Origin of the sequence: Rhodococcus sp. SG20037 (assembly GCF_031763325.1) — a bacterium.
Classification (GTDB): domain Bacteria; phylum Actinomycetota; class Actinomycetes; order Mycobacteriales; family Mycobacteriaceae; genus Rhodococcus_F; species Rhodococcus_F qingshengii.
The window spans coordinates 2519970-2537456 of the sequence record NZ_CP134497.1 but is presented as its reverse complement, the minus strand read 5'-3'; the positions used below and the strand labels follow the sequence as shown (position 1 = coordinate 2537456).

The following is a 17487-nucleotide window of genomic DNA, read 5'->3' as shown; positions in this document are numbered from 1 at the left end:
ACGGGACGATATGAGCTATCAGACATTTCAGACCGAATCGCGCGTCCGGCTCGTGAGCGAATTCACTTGGACGTAGGGTTTCAGACACCAGCTGATCAATTCAGATACATGAGGGGGGATGACTTTCAGTCAGGTGATCATTTCGGTCAGTTCGAGCGAGCCGACTTGCACACGGCGCTCACCAGTGGTTCCCTCATCAGGTCGCTGAGACGCACATCACAACGACGACAGTCAGCCACCGCCCGTCACCCACAAGGTCGACGGGAAACAACCAAGGAGCAATACATGCCCGGAGTCGGCATATGGCGCACCAAATCCGTCGAGCAATCGATCGCGGACACCGACGAGCCTGAGACAAAGCTCAAGAAGGAACTGACCGCGAAGGACCTCACGGTATTCGGAGTCGCCGTCGTCATCGGCGCAGGCATCTTCACGCTGACTGCTCGAACCGCAGGCAATGTCGCAGGACCCTCCATTTCACTGGCATTCGTTCTCGCTGCCATCGCCTGTGGCCTCGCCGCGCTGTGTTACGCGGAGTTCGCCTCCACCGTCCCCGTCGCAGGCAGCGCATACACGTTCTCCTACGCCACGTTCGGGGAGTTCGCCGCCTGGATCATCGGCTGGGACCTCATTCTCGAGTTCGCTCTCGCCTCCGCCGTCGTCGGCAAGGGCTGGTCGCTGTACCTCGGCAACGTCATCGGGGCCAGCGGAAGCACCACCGCCCACATCGGTTCGATCAGCTTCGACTGGGGCGCTCTGCTCATCATCGGCGCGATCACGCTGATCCTCGCGATCGGCACCAAGGTTTCCTCGCGAGTCTCCGCGATCATCACCGCGATCAAGATCGCAGTAGTCCTGCTCGTCATCGTCGTGGGCGCGTTCTACATCAAGAAGGAGAACTACTCCCCCTTCATCCCGCCGTCCGAAGGAACCGAGAGTTCTGCAAGCGGAATCCATCAGACCCTGTTCTCCTGGCTGACCGGCGCAGGCGGAAGTAGCTACGGCGCTTACGGATTGCTCGCCGCAGCCAGCCTCGTGTTCTTTGCCTTCATCGGTTTCGACGTCGTCGCCACCACCGCCGAGGAAACCAAGAACCCGCAGAAGTCGTTGCCGCGAGGAATCTTCGGCTCGCTCGCCATCGTCACGGTTCTCTACGTTGCCGTCACGCTCGTACTGACCGGCATGGTCAAGTACACCGAACTCAAGGACGGCAGTCCGTTGGTCGGCGATTCCAGCGCCACCCTCGCAACCGCATTCGAGGCCAACGGCATTGGTTGGGCACAAACCGCCATCAACTTCGGTGGCCTGGCCGGCCTCACGACAGTTGTCATGGTCATGATGCTCGGCCAGACCCGCGTCCTCTTCGCCATGTCCCGTGACGGCCTCATGCCGCGCAGCCTGGCCAAGACCAACGCCAAGGGCATCCCGATGCGCATCACGTTGATCGTCGGTGGCATCGTTGCCGTCCTGGCAGCGTTCTTCCCCATGGGCACGCTCGAAGAGATGGTCAACATCGGAACGCTGTTCGCCTTCGTCCTGGTTTGTGTCGGTGTCATCGTCCTTCGCCGCACCCGCCCCGACCTGCCGCGCGGATTCCGCGTCCCGCTGGTGCCGTTCGTTCCGATCGTCGCCGTGCTCGCCTGCGGTTGGCTGATGCTCAACCTCTCGGTCGAGACCTGGATCCGGTTCCTCGTCTGGATGGCCATCGGTGTGCTCGTGTACTTCGCCTACGGTCACCGCAAGTCGGTCCTCGGTCGCAAGCTCAAGGACGGAACGGCCATCCCGTCCGCGAACGCCGACCCGGTACTCGTCAAGGACTGATCCTTCACAAACGAACCGCCGCTCTCCGATTCGGAGAGCGGCGGTTCGTTGGTTCGACGGCGCGAGTTTCAGATGAGCGGATTGGCACCGTTCAGGAAGATCCAGGTGCAGACGCCGGCAGCGATACCGAGGATCAAAACCACGAGCGATCCGATAAACGGACGAGTTGCCCAGCCACGACGACCGTCGAGCGCAATACGACCTGGTCCCGTCAAAATGATGACGCCCGCACAGATTCCGAGCAGCATCTCGTACTCGGTCCCGGCCGGGGCGAAGTACTCCAGGCCGGGTGCGCTCGCCTGACGCAGCGCCCACGCATTGATCATCACCGCCAGAACCGACGCTGCCGCAACGGGAGTCAGCAACCCGAGGATCAGGAGGGCGCCACCTGCGACTTCACCGACGGCGCCGAGTATCGCCATCCACTTCGCCTGCTGGAACCCGGCGTCCGCCAGCATCGACTCGAACCCGTTCAGCCCCGGCCCGTTCCAGATACCGGTCAATTTCTGCAGACCGTGCACCAACGCAGTTCCACCGACGGCCAATCGCAGTGCAAGCAACCCGAGGTCGAGAGTGCCTCGGCCCCGCGGAGACTCAGTTGTACCTGCCACGGCTTCGGCGGTGGGAACGGCGGCGATCGGAGCGTCGTACGCCGTCTCACGCTCGAGAGCCACGGTCGGCTGATCCGCGCCAGGTGCTCGGTATGTCGGTATCTGTTCGGTCAGGGAGTTGGCGTTCGTGGAACCGAAATCGAGATCGTCGTCGGTCCGCGGCAACGGATTCTTGGCGCTCACCGTCGGAAATTGTTCGGTGGGCGAATCATACGGACTGGACACATTGCCCGTCGGCTTGTCCGCATCCGACAACTCGCTGGGATCTTTTCGCTCGTCAGTCACGTAGGTGAGCCTATGACCGATTCACGAACTCGACGGGGAACCTTGGTCCGGCGTGGCGGCATCTGCCGTGCATTACGTAACGTCTTGGGCATGACTACGGGTAGGCATGCAGCGCTGGGCGCACTGGCGCTGGTGCTCGGGACATCGTTGCTCGCAGGTTGCGCCGACTTCGACGAATCGACTGCCTCGCCGTTCACACCCGAACCGACCAACCAGGCCAGCGCGGAAGTGCAGCCGGAGAACCCGCCGCCGTCGACCACGCCGCCGGCGCCGCGGACCGGCCCCCTCGGACCGTGTCAGGATGCCGACACCGCCGTGATCGCAACCTGTCTCGACACCACGGGTGGGCTCGTCACACTCCCGGACGGGAACTCCGGACTGGTCGCCGAACGGCGGACCGGCCGGATCATGCAGGTAGCTCCCAACACGACACCGGTCGAGGTAGCCAAGATCGACGTCGACGGCAGCGGTGACGGCGGCCTTCTCGACATCGCACTCTCCCCCACGTTTGTCGAAGACAACCTGATCTATGCCTACGTCACCACCGGAACGGACAACCGGGTGGTCCGCATCGCTCCGGGTGACACCGCCAAGGAAGTACTCGGTGGAATCCCGCGCGGCGCGAGCGGCAACGGCGGGTCACTGGAGTTCGCGGCCCCGGACCAGCTCATGGTTCTGACAGGCGATACCGGAAACCCCGCGGTTGCTCAGGATCCCGCCTCGTTGGCGGGGAAACTCTTGCGGGTCCGATCGCTGACACCCAACGCTGCGCCGCCTCGCCCGGAAGTTGTTCTGTCCGGAATCGGAAACGGCGGCGGCGTGTGCGTCGATCCGGGAATCGCGACGTGGGTCACGGACCGAACCACTCTCGAGGATCGCCTCCAACGCGTCGGCGCCGACGGCACGGTGACATCCCCCGCGTGGACGTGGCCCGACCGACCCGGAGTCGGCGGGTGCATCGCGGCGCAGGGAGTGGTAGCTGTCGCGCTGGGGGCCGGCAAAGCGATCTCGGCGCTGGCCGCAGATCCAGGAACAGGTGCCGTCACGACCGCGCCGTCGGCAGTGGCGAAAGACACGTACGGCCAGCTGGGCGGTTTGGCACTCGGATCCGACGGTTTGATGTGGGCGAGCACGATAAACAAAACCGCGGGCGAGCCGGGTCCGAACGACGACAAGGTGGTCAAGATCCCGATGCCGAGTGGCAGCGGCGGGATCGACTGAGCCGCCATGTCTGTTCGGTCACGGATCCCGTGACCGAACATGCACAGATGCGTACTCTTTTGTTAGCGGGGCTAAACACCACGCATTCGCCAGGACCGGTTGGCCCAACCACGACAAAGGAGTCGGTATGAAGGCAATCCAGTACACGAGAATCGGCGCAGAACCCGAACTCACGGAGATTCCCAAACCCGAGCCCGGTCCAGGTGAAGTGCTCCTGGAAGTCACCGCTGCCGGCGTCTGCCACTCGGACGACTTCATCATGAGCCTGCCCGAGGAGCAGTACACCTACGGCCTTCCTCTCACGCTCGGCCACGAGGGCGCCGGCCGGGTCGCCGCCGTCGGCGAGGGCGTCGAAGGGCTCGACATCGGAACCAATGTCGTCGTCTACGGACCCTGGGGCTGTGGCAGCTGTTGGCACTGCTCGCAAGGACTCGAAAACTACTGTTCTCGAGCAAAAGAACTCGGCATCAATCCTCCTGGTCTCGGTGCACCCGGCGCGTTGGCCGAATTCATGATCGTCGATTCACCTCGCCACCTCGTCCCGATCGGCGACCTCGATCCGGTCAAGACGGTGCCGCTGACCGACGCCGGTCTGACTCCGTATCACGCGATCAAGCGTTCACTGCCGAAACTTCGCGGTGGCTCGTACGCCGTCGTCATCGGTACCGGCGGTCTCGGCCATGTCGCCATCCAACTCCTCCGCCACCTCTCGGCAGCAACCGTCATCGCACTCGACGTGAGCGCGGACAAGCTCGAACTGGCAACCAAGGTAGGCGCTCACGAAGTGGTTCTGTCCGACAAGGACGCGGCCGAGAACGTCCGCAGGATCACCGGAAGTCAGGGCGCCGCACTGGTTCTCGACTTCGTCGGCTATCAGCCCACCATCGACACCGCGATGGCTGTCGCCGGCGTCGGATCGGACGTCACGATCGTCGGGATCGGCGACGGGCAGGCCCATGCCAAAGTCGGGTTCTTCCAAAGTCCTTACGAGGCTTCTGTGACAGTTCCGTACTGGGGTGCCCGCAACGAGCTGATCGAATTGATCGACCTGGCGCACGCCGGCATCTTCGACATCGCGGTGGAGACCTTCAGTCTCGACAACGGCGCCGAAGCGTATCGACGACTGGCCGCCGGAACGCTCAGCGGCCGCGCGGTTGTGGTCCCTGGTCTGTAGACCGACAGCGGCAAAACGACAGCGAAAAACACTGATGCCCGGGCGAATTCGATTCGGCCGGGCATCAGTGTCAGAAATTCAGTGTGCGCTAGCTGCACGCCTCGATGACAAGTTCCTTCACACGAGCCGCGTCTGCCTGTCCACGAGTGGCCTTCATGACGTCGCCGACGATCTTTCCGGCGGCCTGCACCTTGCCACTGCGAATCTTGTCCGCGATGTCGGGGTTCGCTGCGAGCGCTTCGTCGACGGCTGCCTTGAGCTTGGTTTCGTCACGTTCGACGACCAACTCCGGGTGGGCCGCGACAACCTGCTCCGGGTCACCCTCGCCGTCGAGGACGTGATCGACGACCTGGCGAGCCACTTTGTTGTTGAGCTTGCCGCTGTCGATGAGAGCTACGACCTGGGCAACCTGCGCCGGGGTGATCGGCAGAGCGCCGAGTTCGACGCCACGGGTGTTCGCCTGCTGTGACAGGTAGGACAGCCACCAGGAGCGCGCTGCCTCGGGCGAAGCACCGGCCTCGGTGGTCGCGATCACCAGATCGATGGCACCGGCGTTGACGAGGTCGCGCATGACCTCGTCGGAGATTCCCCAGTCCTTCTGGATCCGCGCACGGCGAATCCAGGGAAGCTCCGGCAAGGTACCGCGCAGTTCTTCGACCCACTCGGCGCTCGGAGCGACGGGCTCGAGATCCGGTTCCGGGAAGTAGCGGTAGTCCTCGGCCGTTTCCTTCCGGCGTCCCGCTGCGGTGGTGCCGTCGCCTTCCTGGAAATGGCGGGTCTCCTGGATGACCTCACCGCCGGCGTCGAGAACTGCTGCCTGACGGCGCATTTCGTAGCGAACTGCGACCTCGACGCTCTTGAGGGAGTTGACGTTCTTGGTCTCGGTGCGGGTCCCCAGTTCGGTGGAACCGATCGGCATGAGGGAGATGTTGGCGTCGCAGCGCATCGATCCCTGATCCATGCGGACGTCGGAGACGTCGAGGGACTTCAGCAGATCACGAAGCGCCGTGACGTACGCGCGAGCAACCTCGGGGGCGCGCTCACCGGCACCGTGGATGGTCTTGGTGACGATCTCCACCAACGGAACGCCCGCACGGTTGTAGTCGAGCAGCGAATGGCTGGCACCGTGGATACGACCGGTAGCGCCACCCACGTGGAGGGACTTACCGGTGTCCTCCTCCATGTGGGCGCGCTCGATCTCGACGCGCCACGTCGTGCCGTCGTCGAGGATCACGTCGAGGTAACCCTCGGTTGCGATCGGCTCGTCGTACTGGGAGATCTGGTAGTTCTTCGGCTGATCCGGGTAGAAGTAGTTCTTGCGAGCGAATCGGCCCCACGGCGTGATAGAGCAGTTGAGCGCAAGGCCGATCCGGATCGCGGACTCGACAGCGGCTGCGTTCACCACCGGCAACGAACCGGGCATGCCCAGACAGACCGGGCACACCTGGGTATTGGGTTCGGCACCGAACTCGGTGGGGCACGGGCAGAACATCTTGGTCGCGGTGCCGAGTTCTACGTGCACCTCCATACCCATCACAGGCTCGTACTTGGTCAGTACTTCGTCGTAATCGAGGATGTCGGGCGCATCGACAGCAGTCATGGTGATCAGTTTATGCGTCTGCGGCTCAGCCGAAGAATGCGGCTGCCTCCTCGTAGCGCTCCTTGGGCACCGTCTTGAGTTTGCGGGTCGCCTCGGCGAGCGGAACGAGGTCGATGGACGTTCCGTGCAACGCGACCATCTGACCGAAATCTCCGCGGTGAGCTGCGTCGGTGGCATGAACGCCGAAGCGAGTGGCGAGGATGCGGTCGTGCGGCGTCGGGGTGCCACCGCGCTGAATGTGCCCGAGGACGGTGGTGCGAACTTCCTTGCCGATCCGGCGCTCGATCTCGTTTCCGAGCTGCTGCGCGACACCGGTGAAGATCTTGTGGCCGAACTCGTCTATGCCACCTTCGCGCAGGGTCATCGACGCGGGATCGGGCATCGCACCTTCAGCCACGACGCAGATGAAGTGGGAGTCGCCACGCTGGAAGCGCTTCTTGACCATCGCGCACACCTCGTCGACGTCGAACGGCTGTTCCGGAACCAGAGTCAGGTGTGCCCCCGACGCCAGTCCGGCCTGCAGCGCGATCCAGCCCGCATGCCGGCCCATGACCTCGACGAGCATGACGCGCTGGTGCGATTCGGCCGTGGTATGGAGCCTGTCGATGGCGTCGGTGGCGACAGCCAAGGCGGTGTCGAAACCGAAAGTCACGTCAGTGCAATCGATGTCGTTGTCGATCGTCTTGGGCACACCGATCACGGGTACGCCGCTCTCGGAAAGCCAACTGGCCGCGGTGAGAGTGCCTTCGCCGCCGATCGGGATCAGGACGTCGATCCCGTTGTCGTCGAGAGTCTGCTTGATCTGATCGAGGCCCGCACGGAGTTTGTCGGGGTTCACGCGAGCGGTGCCGAGGATCGTGCCACCGCGGGTGAGGATGCGGTTGATGCGGTCATCGGAGTCGAGCGGGACCTTGCGGTCCTCGAGCAATCCTCGCCAGCCGTCCCGGAATCCGACCACGGTACTGCCGTAACGACCGGCCGACGTACGTACGACGGCGCGGATGACCGCGTTCAAGCCCGGGCAGTCGCCGCCGCCCGTGAGGATTCCGATTCGCATAGTGCAGCACCTCTCGTGACCGGATTGTGGATCTTGGTGTCCATCTTCCCCCAGTCACGGTATTGCCGCAGGATAGCGGCGTTGCCGAGCCGCAACGCCGCGCCGCACGGGACCCCTAACCCGGCGTGACGAGCCCGCTTTCGTACGCCAGCACGACTGCCTGGGCGCGATCGCGCAGATCGAGCTTCGACAGCACCTTCCCGACATGGGTCTTGACGGTCTGCTCGGCGACGAACAGCCGCTCGGCGATCTCGACGTTGGACAATCCGCGGGCGATCAGTTCGAGGACCTCGCGCTCACGCGGGGTCAGGGCGTCCAGCGCTGCGGGCCGTGCGCGCGGGGCCGCCCGCCGGCTGGTCACATCGGCAATCAGACGCCGAGTCACCGTCGGCGCCAGCAAAGCCTGCCCTTCGGCAACGACGCGTACCGCCCGAATCAGCTCCTCAGCCGGTGCGTCCTTGAGCATGAACCCGCTCGCTCCGACGCTCAGGGCCTCGTAGACGTAGTCGTCGATGTCGAAAGTGGTGAGCATGAGGACTCGCACCGGCGGTTCCCATCCGGCGGACAGAATCTGGCGGGCAGCGTCGAGTCCGTTCATCTCGGGCATGCGAACATCCATCAAGACCACATCCGGACGCAATCGCGCGACCTCGGCGACGGCGATCTTGCCGTCCGGCGCATCGCCGATCACGCTGATGTCGGGCTGGGCGGAGAGTAGGGCTCCGAACCCTTGTCGAACCATCGCCTGGTCGTCTGCGATGAATACTGTGATGGGCACTCGGACAGCCTAGGCGGGCATCGACGGCAACTCGGCCCGGACCTCGAACCCTCCGTCCTGTCGCCGGTTTGCCAGCAGCATGCCGCCCACCGCCGAAGCCCGCTCGCGCATTCCGCGGATTCCGTTGCCACCAGTGGTTTCCGACGCCGAGTGCTGATTGCCACCCAATGGCGAAGGTCCGTTGTTCACGAGCGCGCTCACCGATTGCGGACCGAAGGCCACGGCGACATCGATGGGTCCGCCTGGCGAATGCCTGGCCGCGTTGGTGATCGACTCCTGAATGATCCGGTAGAGCGCAAGGCCCGTGGATTCCGAGACCGACGCTCGATCACCGTCGACTCGCCACGACACCGGCAAACCGGCACGGGTACTGCCGAGCAACAGTTCGTCCAACTGGTCGACGCCCGGTTGCGGAGCTGTCACCATGTGGTCCCCGTCGCTGCGCAGTACTCCGAGGAGACCACGAATCTCGTTGAGCGCTGCTCGCCCTGTCTCACTTATCGATTCGAATTCGGTTCGGATCTCCGGAGTGACTGCATCGAGTCTGTACGGCGCACTCTGAGCTTGCACGACCACCATCGACATGTGGTGGGCCACGATGTCGTGCAAGTCGCGCGCGATCCGCGCCTTCTCCTCGAGGATCGTGCGTCGAGTGCGTTCGAGTTCGCTGACTTCCTCCTGCTTGGCCAACTGGCGGCGCGAGAGGACCAACCAGCGGATCAACAGGCAGAAGACGACCAGGGCACTCAGCCCGACAGCCCAACCGGCGCCGTCGCTTCCCGGGGCGTTGCCGAGAAAGAGCAGCACCGTGGCGATCCAGGCGACACCGACAACCTGAATGGGCGCCCGCAGACTCACTGCGGCCAGCAACGACATCAGCACGATGATGTGGACGACCTGCCACGGGTAGTCGTAACCGGGAGTGTTGTCGAACACCAACGGGATGATCAACGCCGAGACCGCCGACACCGCCCACCCCAACGGAGCGTTGATCCGGATCAGGACGAACGGAAATGCAGCCAACGCGGCGACGAAGGGCATGATCGGCGGCGAAACATGATGCGTCAGTTGCAGTGTCGGCCAGGCAATCGAATAGAGGATCAGGGTGATCGCTACGATGACGATGTTCCAGAACTGACCGCGGGCCACGAAACTGGTTGCCCGACGCACTTTCTCCGAATAAACGACCGCCCCGTCGAGGCCGGACAGCATCGACCCGGCGGTGGCGTATGTCGGCGCGGGCACATCCGGTGCACCCTTGTTCTTCCTACGGACCTTGATCACTCGTCAAGCCTATGAAGGCGAACCCCGAAAGTCCTCATACTGCAGAGTGAGATCCCCCTACCTCCGAGGTATCACAGGGGAGGGAATTCTCACCCGAATGCGCGTCGGAGAACCCCTCCACAGAGCGATGACCGCCAGGATTGTCCGTTCATAGCGTGAACGGCATGCGGATCACACGGGTGAAAGACATCTCTCGAAGCGCCGGCACCTGGGCGGCCCTGGCGCTGGCTGCAACGGCAGCGATCACGGTCACCGCCGGAGCGAGCGGAGCCCAGTCGCCGCGCACCGAGAATTCGAACGCATCCAGGGCGATCGCCACCGTGACTACTGCGGATGCCGCTGACGCTGCGACCACCATCCCGGCGGACTTTGCGGCATTCGCCGGTTACACCCCCGCCGTCGTCGACGGATACCTCGCCAATCCCCACGGCGACTGCTCGTCGCCGGTCCCACTTCCCGACGAATTCGACTCGGCCTGCAAAGCGCACGATCTCGGCTACGACCTACTCCGCTACGCGCATTCGCACGGAACGGAACTGGGGCCGTGGGCACGTCAGGTCCTCGACGGTCAGCTCGACCAGCGAATGCATGCCGCGTGTGAAGACCGCACGTCCTTTCTCTCACGAGGGTATTGCTTCGCGATGGCCGATGTAGCCGTCACGGCTGTGAACGGAAACTCCTGGCGCCAAAGCTATCTGACGCCGGTCGCGGAATCGGGATTCGGTTACGGCACGGCCGGTGTTCTGGCAGTCTCCGCCTTCGGCTTCACCCTGATGCGATCGCGGCGCCTCGACCCGTCGAACGAGTTCTCCTACTCCCCGAAAGCGATTGCAGCATGAGCGTTCTGGATGCGTCACGGACCCCCGTCCTCGCCCGAGTCGGGGCGCTCGCACTCCCCCGCGTGTCCACGAGCGTCGCCGTGGCAGCGATGTCCGCCATCTCGCTGGCTCCCGGACTCCTGCCGCGATCAGCCGTACTACAAGGGGTGTTCAGCGGTCTGCTCGTCGCGGCCGGACTACTGGCGATGTGGGCGTTCTCCGCGGTAGCCCGTCGGCTCGTCCCCGACCGGGTCAAGGCCCGATTCGACGAACGTCATTGGCGCATCACCGCGTTCGGGTTGTCGACTGCCGGCACCGCAGTTGCGATGTTCGCCGCCGCCGGTTGGCAGAACTCGTTGCGAGCGGCGATGGGCGCACCGTCTGCCGGACTTCTCCACTGGGCGGAGGCGGGTTGCATTGCAGCACTGACCGCACTTGGTCTCTGGGGCATCGGGATCGGAATTTCGAAGGCGCTGCGGTGGATGGGTTTCGCGCGGAGCGTCGGCGCACTGGTCATGGGTGTTCTCGGGGTGCAGTTGGTAGTCGGTCCCGTCGTGTGGAACGGCCTCGCCGATTCGTTCGACAAGTCCAACGCGTACATCGACACTGCTCTGACACAGCCACTTTCGGCCTCTGTGTCAGGCAGCCCCGAATCTCTCATCTCGTGGACGTCGATGGGGGCGGAGGGACGCAAATTCGTCGCAGCAGGCGAAGACTCGGTGCGTGTCTACGCCGGTTTGGATTCGGCACCCGACACTGCATCACGTGCCGCTCTCGCGGTGAGCGAACTCGATCGCGTCGGCGGCTTTGCCCGCAACAGCGTCGTAGTGGCCGTTCCGACCGGATCGGGGTGGATCGACACGCATGCAGTCGACGGTATCGAGCAACGGTTCGGCGGCGACGTCGCAATAGTCGGGCAGCAATACTCCGACGCACCCAGTTGGGCGACATTCCTGTTCAGCCGCGACGACGCCGAAGAATCGGCAACCGCTCTGTTCACCGCCGTCGGCAGCCACATTGCCGCTATGCCCGCCGAGGATCGACCGGACCTGTTCCTCTACGGACAGAGCCTCGGCGCCGTCGGCGGCAGCGCCGCACTGTCCGAGGGCAGTCCCATCGTCCCGTGCGACGTGTTGTGGGCAGGTCCCCCGGCCGGCGCGACACGGACGGACGGCGCAACCGTCCTAGCGAACACGTCTGACCCGGTGGTGTGGTGGTCGCCTGCCCTCGCGACACAGAAACCGGATCTGAGCCGTGCCGTGCAAGATGCACCGATCCCGCAGTGGATCCCGGGTGTCACGTTCTTGCAGACCACCGTCGACATGCTCGGTTCGCTCGGTGTCCCCGCCGGTCACGGCCATCGCTACGGAACCGATCAGGGGACGGCCCTGAGGACTTGCTCCTGAAACTGCTGTGCGCCTTTATTAACCGCGGGGGGTTGATAAAGGCGCACAGCAAACAGGTCAGACTGCAGTCGCGATCGGGCCGCGTGCAGCTTCGTAGGCCGCACCGACACGGTAGAGGCGCTCGTCAGCCATGGCGGGCGCCATGATCTGCAAGCCCACCGGCAGGCTGTCGTCCGCGGACAGGCCCGAGGGCACCGACATCGCGCAGTGTCCGGCCAGGTTGGTCGGCAGCGTGCACAGGTCGGAGAGGTACATGGCCAACGGATCGCCGACCTTCTCCCCCAACTTCCACGGCGTGAACGGGCTGGTCGGCGAGACCAGTACATCCACCTTCTCGTAGGCCCTGTCGAAATCGCGTGCGATGAGGGTACGAACCTTGAGCGCCGAACCGTAGTAGGCGTCGTAGTAGCCCGAGGACAGTGCGTAGGTACCGATCATGATGCGGCGCTTGACCTCCGGACCGAAACCGGCGGCGCGGGTTGCCGCCATGACCTGGTCGGCACTCATGTTGCCGTCGTCGACACGCAGTCCGTAGCGCATCGCGTCGAAGCGGGCCAGGTTGGACGAGACCTCACTGGGCAGCACCAGATAGTACGACGCGAGCGCGTGCTCGAAGCTCGGGCACGAGACCTCGACAACCTCGGCACCGAGTGCCTTGAGCTGCTCGACGGCAGCATCGAAGGAAGCGATGACGCCTGGCTGGTAGCTGTCGGAGTGAAGTTCCTTGACCACACCGACTTTGACGCCGCGCAGGTCGCCGGCTGCACCTTCACGTGCCGCAGCGACCACCGGACGCACGGGGGCGTCGATGGACGTGGAGTCACGCGGATCGTGCCCGGCGATGACCTCGTGCAGCAGAGCGGTGTCGAGCACGGTGCGGCCACAGGGACCGCCCTGATCGAGCGAGGAGGCGCACGCGACGAGTCCGAAGCGTGAGACAGTTCCGTACGTCGGCTTGGTGCCGACCGTTGCGGTGACCGCAGCGGGCTGACGGATCGAACCGCCGGTGTCAGTGCCGATGGCCAGCGGGGCCTGACGGGACGCGAGCGCCGCTGCACTACCGCCGCCCGAGCCACCGGGGATGCGGGTGACGTCCCACGGGTTACGCGTCGGGCCGAAGGCCGAGTTCTCGGTCGAAGAGCCCATCGCGAACTCGTCGAGGTTCGTCTTGCCGAGGATCGGGATGCCGGCAGCGCGCAGCTTGGAGGTCAGAGTCGCGTCGTACGGCGCGACCCAGCCTTCGAGAATTTTCGACGCACAGGTGGTCGGCATGTCCGTCGTGGTGAAGATGTCCTTCAGCGCGATCGGAACGCCGGCGAGTGCCGAAGCGGGTTCGTTTCCGCCCGCGAGCGAGTTGTCCACTGCTGCGGCGGCTTCGAGAGCCTGTTCGCCTGCAACGTGCAGGAAGGCGTGGTACTCGGTGTCGACGGCCGCGATGCGGTCGAGATGCGCCTGCGTGACCTCTACCGAGGACACCTCACGCGAGTGGATCTTGCCGGCCAGCTCAGCGGCGTCCAGCGTGGTCAGATCGGTCATTCGCCCTCTCCAAGGATCTGCGGAACCGCAAAGCGATCCTGTTCGACTGCGGGTGCTCCGGACAATGCCTGCTCGGGGGTCAACCCGGGCACGATCACGTCGGGGCGCGTCACGTTGGTGACGGCATTGGGATTCGCCATGGGCGGGACGTCGTCGGCCGCAACCTCGGTGACCACCTTGACGTGGTTGAGAATCGAATCCAACTGACCGGCGAACTCGTCGAGTTCGGCATCGGACAGGGCGAGTCTGGACAGCCGCGCGAGGTGCGCGACCTCGTCACGGGAGATGGCAGGCACCGCGGGGCCCCTTTCGGAAGAGGACGTGAACATTGCCGGTCCAGCCTAGTTGCTCGCCGCGACAGACCTGTAAGCACGCCTGCTGTATCGAACGACGAGCACGCTCACTGTGTCGATCGCCACGCCGGATGCCCGCGGTGTGTTTCGCTCGTGTGACAAGCATGTGCATCCGGCGTGACGCCGCCGCGGCGCCCACCATCGCAGGTTGGGCAGGTGCAAAGATGAGTCAGGCCCGGGTCGACGTGATCCGGGCGAGAACCGATCAGCGAAAGGCACGCACGTGTCGTACCTGCTTCGCGTCCAACTGCCCGATCGACCAGGCAGCCTCGGCGCGCTCGCCGTAGCTCTCGGATCCGTGGGCGCAGACATCCTCTCCCTCGACGTCGTGGAACGAGGTGACGGTTTTGCCATCGACGACCTCGTGGTCGACGTCGAACCGGGCGCGCTGCCCGACACCTTGATCACCGCTGCCGAGCATCTACCGGACGTGCTGGTCGATTCGATCCGCCCCTACGCCGGGATTCTCGACACTCACCGTGAGCTCGAACTCATAGATTCCGTTGCGACGGCCCGAAACGATCGACTACAGGTCCTCGTCGACGGCGCGCCGCGTGTACTGCGAGTCGGCTGGTGCGTCGTCGCGGACATCGGCAAGCACGGTGCGTACCGCGTCGTCGGTAGCGCCGGCGCGCCGGAAACCCACGCCACCGACATTCCGTGGATGCCACTGGACAAGCCCACCGCCCTCGACGGCGAGGCCGACTGGGTTCCGGACGTATGGCGCGACATGAACACCAGCCTCGCTGCCGCACCTCTCGGCTCCGGCAATCGAGTCCTCATGCTCGGTCGTCCCGGTGGGCCCGAATTCCGCCCTTCGGAGATAGCCCGCCTCGGCTACCTCGCAGGAATCGTGGCGACGGTACTGGGTTGACCAGGCTGGCTGATCAGGCCAGGCCGCGCACCATGACGGTCAGTTCCATACCGCGAATCGGCTCCCACGCCCGCTCGGGATCGGGGACGAAACCGTTGCGGTCGTAGATACGACGGGCATCGACCATCTCGGGCTGCGTCGAGATGACCACCGAGTGATCGCCGCGGTCGTAGGCTTCGGCGATCACTGCGCGAACCAATGCGGTTCCGGCGCCCGATCCCCGAGCTTGCGGCGAGACTGCGAGCATGCGGAACTCGAGTTCGCCCTTCTGCGCAACATCCGCGAAGGGCGTGCCGGGTTCTGCGATCGTCAACGAGCCCACGACTTCGTCACCGAGAACCGCAACCAGCACCCGGCCCTGCTCCACCCGAGTTGCGGTGTCTCGCAGGCGCTCCGCGTACGGCGATCCGCCGGCGACAAATCCGCCACCCACGTACGACTGCACAGTCAGCTCCCCGACGGTCTCGAACTCAGCCGGTAGAACTTCACGAATCTCGATCATGGCGTCACTATCGCACCCAGCACACCAATCTCAGAAATCGGACAAAGTCACTCTGGTTCGTCCAAATCGGTGGGAGCGACCGCATCCGGGCCATCTTCGAGCAACCGCCGAAAGCCGTCTTCGTCGAGCACCGGCACACCCAATTCGACCGCCTTGTCGTGCTTGGAACCGGGTGCTTCACCGACGACGACAAACGCAGTCTTCTTCGAGACCGACCCTGCCGCCTTGCCGCCGCGCACCAGAATCGCTTCCTTCGCCTGATCACGTGAGTAGGTCTCGAGCGAACCGGTGACGACGATCGAGAGGCCCTCGAGATTGCGCGGAATCGAATCGTCGCGTTCGTCCTCCATGCGTACTCCGGCCGACGCCCACTTGTCGACGATCTGCTGGTGCCAGTCGACGGAGAACCACTCCACGACGGCGGCGGCGATAGTCGATCCGACGCCGTCGACTGCAGCCAACTCGTCGACCGAGGCTTCCCGAATGCGTTGCAGCGAGCCGAATTCGCCGGCCAACGCCCTCGCGGCAGTGGGGCCGACGTGCCGAATCGACAGTGCCACAAGCACTCTCCACAGCGGCTTGTCCTTGGCCGAATCCAGGTTGGCCAGCAAGCGTTTTCCGTTGGCGGACAGGGATCCCGCATTGGTGCGGAAGATCGGAACTTCGATCAGTTTCTCGGCGTCGAGTGAGAAAAGATCGCCCTCGTCGCCGATGACCTTCGCCTCCAACAGCCCGGTCGCGGCCTCGTAACCGAGCACCTCGATGTCGAATGCACCGCGCCCCGAGACGTGGAACACGCGCTCGCGCAACTGCGCCGGGCAGTACTGCTGATTGGGGCATCGCACGTCGACGTCGCCCTCTTTCGCGGGTGCCAACAACGTGCCGCACTCGGGACAATGCGTCGGCATGACGAACTCGCGCTCGGTACCGTCACGAACGTCTGCCACGGGACCGAGAACCTCGGGGATGACGTCTCCGGCCTTGCGCAACACCACGGTGTCGCCGATCAGCACACCCTTGCGCTTGACCTCCGAGCCGTTGTGCAGCGTGGCCAAGGACACAGTGGAACCCGCCACCGTGACGGGTTCCATGTACGCGAACGGCGTCACACGACCCGTACGTCCGACACTGACCCGGATGTCGAGGAGCTTGGTCGTGACCTCTTCCGGCGGGTACTTGTACGCGATAGCCCACCGTGGTGCGCGCGACGTGGTGCCCAGACGTCGATGTAACGACATCTCGTCTACCTTGACCACCAATCCGTCGATCTCGTGCTCGACGTCGTGGCGGTGCTCTCCCCAGTACTTCATCTTCTCGACCACGGCGTCGGCGCCGACCACCCGTGAGGTGTGCGTGGACACCGGCAGACCCCAGGCGGCGAGGGCCACGTAGGCGTCGTACTGCGAGGCCGGCTCGAAACCTTCCATGCGCCCGAACCCGTGGCAGATCATTCCGAGGCGGCGACGCGCGGTGACGGCAGGATTCTTCTGACGCAGGGAGCCCGCCGCGGAGTTGCGCGGATTGGCGAACGGCGCCTTCCCCTCCTCCACCAGGGAGGCATTGAGTGCTGCGAAGTCCTCGAGGCGGAAGAACACCTCGCCACGCACCTCGAGCAGGCTCGGAATCGGGTACTCGTCCGTGGCGGTAAGGCGCTCCGGGATGTCGTTGATCGTCAGAGCGTTGAGCGTGACCAGCTCGCCCGTACGACCGTCACCGCGGGTTGCGGCACGAACGAGTTTGCCGTTCTCGTAGACGAGATTGAGGGCGACACCATCGATTTTCACTTCACAGAGATAGTGCAGTTCCGGCCCGGTTTCCTGCTCTACCTTGGCGATCCATGCTCGGAGCTCCGACTCGTCGAAGACGTTGTCGAGGCTGAGCATCCGCTCGAGGTGGTCGACGGACGTGAAGTCCGTCGCGAATCCGCCACCGACGAGTTGCGTCGGAGAGTCGGGAGTTCGCAGATCCGGGTACTGCTCTTCGAGAGCATTGAGCTGCCCGAGCAATGTGTCGAATGCACCGTCCGAAATGACGGGCGCATCACGAACGTAGTAGCGGAACTGATGCTGGCGTACCTCTTCGGCCAGCTCCGTCCACTGCTCGCGCGCCTCGTTGGGCGCTGGCTGCATTGCATCCGCGGTTTCAGTCACAGCTAGAAGATTATCGG

General features: G+C 64.3%; 15 protein-coding genes. 6 read left to right on the top strand and 9 right to left on the bottom strand.

Annotated elements, in window-relative coordinates; translation table 11 throughout:
- Nucleotides 1-285: 285 nt before the first annotated feature.
- Nucleotides 286-1821 carry an amino acid permease gene (locus tag RHP72_RS11775; protein WP_003944693.1) on the top strand — a complete coding sequence of 512 codons (1536 nt, stop codon included), beginning with the start codon at nt 286-288 and terminating at the stop codon, nt 1819-1821.
- A 68-nt stretch (nt 1822-1889) separates the two neighbouring features.
- On the opposite strand, the gene RHP72_RS11770 is transcribed toward RHP72_RS11775, so the two are convergent.
- Nucleotides 1890-2717 (bottom strand): DoxX family protein, encoded by an 828-nt coding sequence (locus RHP72_RS11770; RefSeq protein WP_003944742.1) that lies wholly within the window; start codon nt 2715-2717, stop codon nt 1890-1892.
- 90 nt (nt 2718-2807) lie between these two features.
- Here RHP72_RS11770 and RHP72_RS11765 point away from each other — a divergent pair, with 90 nt between their 5' ends.
- Nucleotides 2808-3938 (top strand): sorbosone dehydrogenase family protein, encoded by a 1131-nt coding sequence (locus RHP72_RS11765; RefSeq protein ID WP_003944688.1) that lies wholly within the window; start codon nt 2808-2810, stop codon nt 3936-3938.
- Between the two features lie 127 nt (nt 3939-4065).
- Entirely contained in the window at nt 4066-5112 is a 1047-nt protein-coding gene (locus RHP72_RS11760) for an NAD(P)-dependent alcohol dehydrogenase (RefSeq protein ID WP_042447438.1), read from the top strand.
- 88 nt (nt 5113-5200) lie between these two features.
- Here the strand turns inward: RHP72_RS11760 and gatB are convergent, their stop codons facing one another.
- The 4 genes from gatB to RHP72_RS11740 form a co-directional block, all read right to left on the bottom strand.
- Entirely contained in the window at nt 5201-6712 is a 1512-nt protein-coding gene (gene gatB / locus RHP72_RS11755; RefSeq protein ID WP_007729370.1) for an Asp-tRNA(Asn)/Glu-tRNA(Gln) amidotransferase subunit GatB, read from the bottom strand.
- Between the two features lie 25 nt (nt 6713-6737).
- The gene (locus tag RHP72_RS11750; RefSeq protein WP_019747919.1) at nt 6738-7769 is read right to left on the bottom strand and encodes an ATP-dependent 6-phosphofructokinase; all 1032 of its coding nucleotides are present in this window, start codon (nt 7767-7769) and stop codon (nt 6738-6740) included.
- A gap of 115 nt (nt 7770-7884) precedes the next feature.
- The gene (locus RHP72_RS11745; RefSeq protein WP_007729374.1) at nt 7885-8547 is read right to left on the bottom strand and encodes a response regulator transcription factor; all 663 of its coding nucleotides are present in this window, start codon (nt 8545-8547) and stop codon (nt 7885-7887) included.
- A 9-nt stretch (nt 8548-8556) separates the two neighbouring features.
- On the bottom strand, nt 8557-9831 hold the full coding sequence (locus tag RHP72_RS11740) for a histidine kinase (protein ID WP_311094709.1): 1275 nt from the start codon (nt 9829-9831) through the stop codon (nt 8557-8559).
- Nucleotides 9832-9995: 164 nt separating this feature from the next.
- On the opposite strand from RHP72_RS11740, the gene RHP72_RS11735 reads away from it, so the two are divergent.
- Both RHP72_RS11735 and RHP72_RS11730 read left to right on the top strand, forming a co-directional pair.
- Nucleotides 9996-10670, top strand: a complete 675-nt coding sequence (locus RHP72_RS11735; protein WP_039973090.1) for a membrane protein — start codon at nt 9996-9998, stop codon at nt 10668-10670.
- Nucleotides 10667-12055, top strand: coding sequence for an alpha/beta-hydrolase family protein (locus RHP72_RS11730; protein WP_311094708.1), 1389 nt, complete (start codon nt 10667-10669; stop codon nt 12053-12055). Before RHP72_RS11735 ends, RHP72_RS11730 begins: the two co-directional genes overlap by 4 nt.
- A 57-nt stretch (nt 12056-12112) precedes the next feature.
- On the opposite strand, the gene gatA is transcribed toward RHP72_RS11730, so the two are convergent.
- Nucleotides 12113-13591 carry an Asp-tRNA(Asn)/Glu-tRNA(Gln) amidotransferase subunit GatA gene (gene gatA, locus RHP72_RS11725; protein ID WP_311094707.1) on the bottom strand — a complete coding sequence of 493 codons (1479 nt, stop codon included), beginning with the start codon at nt 13589-13591 and terminating at the stop codon, nt 12113-12115.
- A complete protein-coding gene (gene gatC, locus RHP72_RS11720) occupies nt 13588-13887 on the bottom strand; it encodes an Asp-tRNA(Asn)/Glu-tRNA(Gln) amidotransferase subunit GatC (protein WP_003944747.1) in 300 nt (99 codons plus the stop codon). Before gatC ends, gatA begins: the two co-directional genes overlap by 4 nt.
- Before the next feature lie 280 nt (nt 13888-14167).
- Here gatC and RHP72_RS11715 point away from each other — a divergent pair, with 280 nt between their 5' ends.
- Nucleotides 14168-14818, top strand: a complete 651-nt coding sequence (locus RHP72_RS11715; RefSeq protein ID WP_003944719.1) for an amino acid-binding protein — start codon at nt 14168-14170, stop codon at nt 14816-14818.
- Between the two features lie 13 nt (nt 14819-14831).
- Here RHP72_RS11715 and RHP72_RS11710 read toward each other — a convergent pair whose 3' ends face one another.
- Together RHP72_RS11710 and ligA are read right to left on the bottom strand one after the other, a co-directional pair.
- Nucleotides 14832-15320: a GNAT family N-acetyltransferase gene (locus RHP72_RS11710; RefSeq protein WP_003944764.1), complete on the bottom strand. Its 489-nt coding sequence runs from the start codon at nt 15318-15320 to the stop codon at nt 14832-14834.
- 47 nt (nt 15321-15367) lie between these two features.
- Nucleotides 15368-17449: an NAD-dependent DNA ligase LigA gene (gene ligA, locus RHP72_RS11705; protein ID WP_007729389.1), complete on the bottom strand. Its 2082-nt coding sequence runs from the start codon at nt 17447-17449 to the stop codon at nt 15368-15370.
- Nucleotides 17450-17487: the final 38 nt, after the last annotated feature.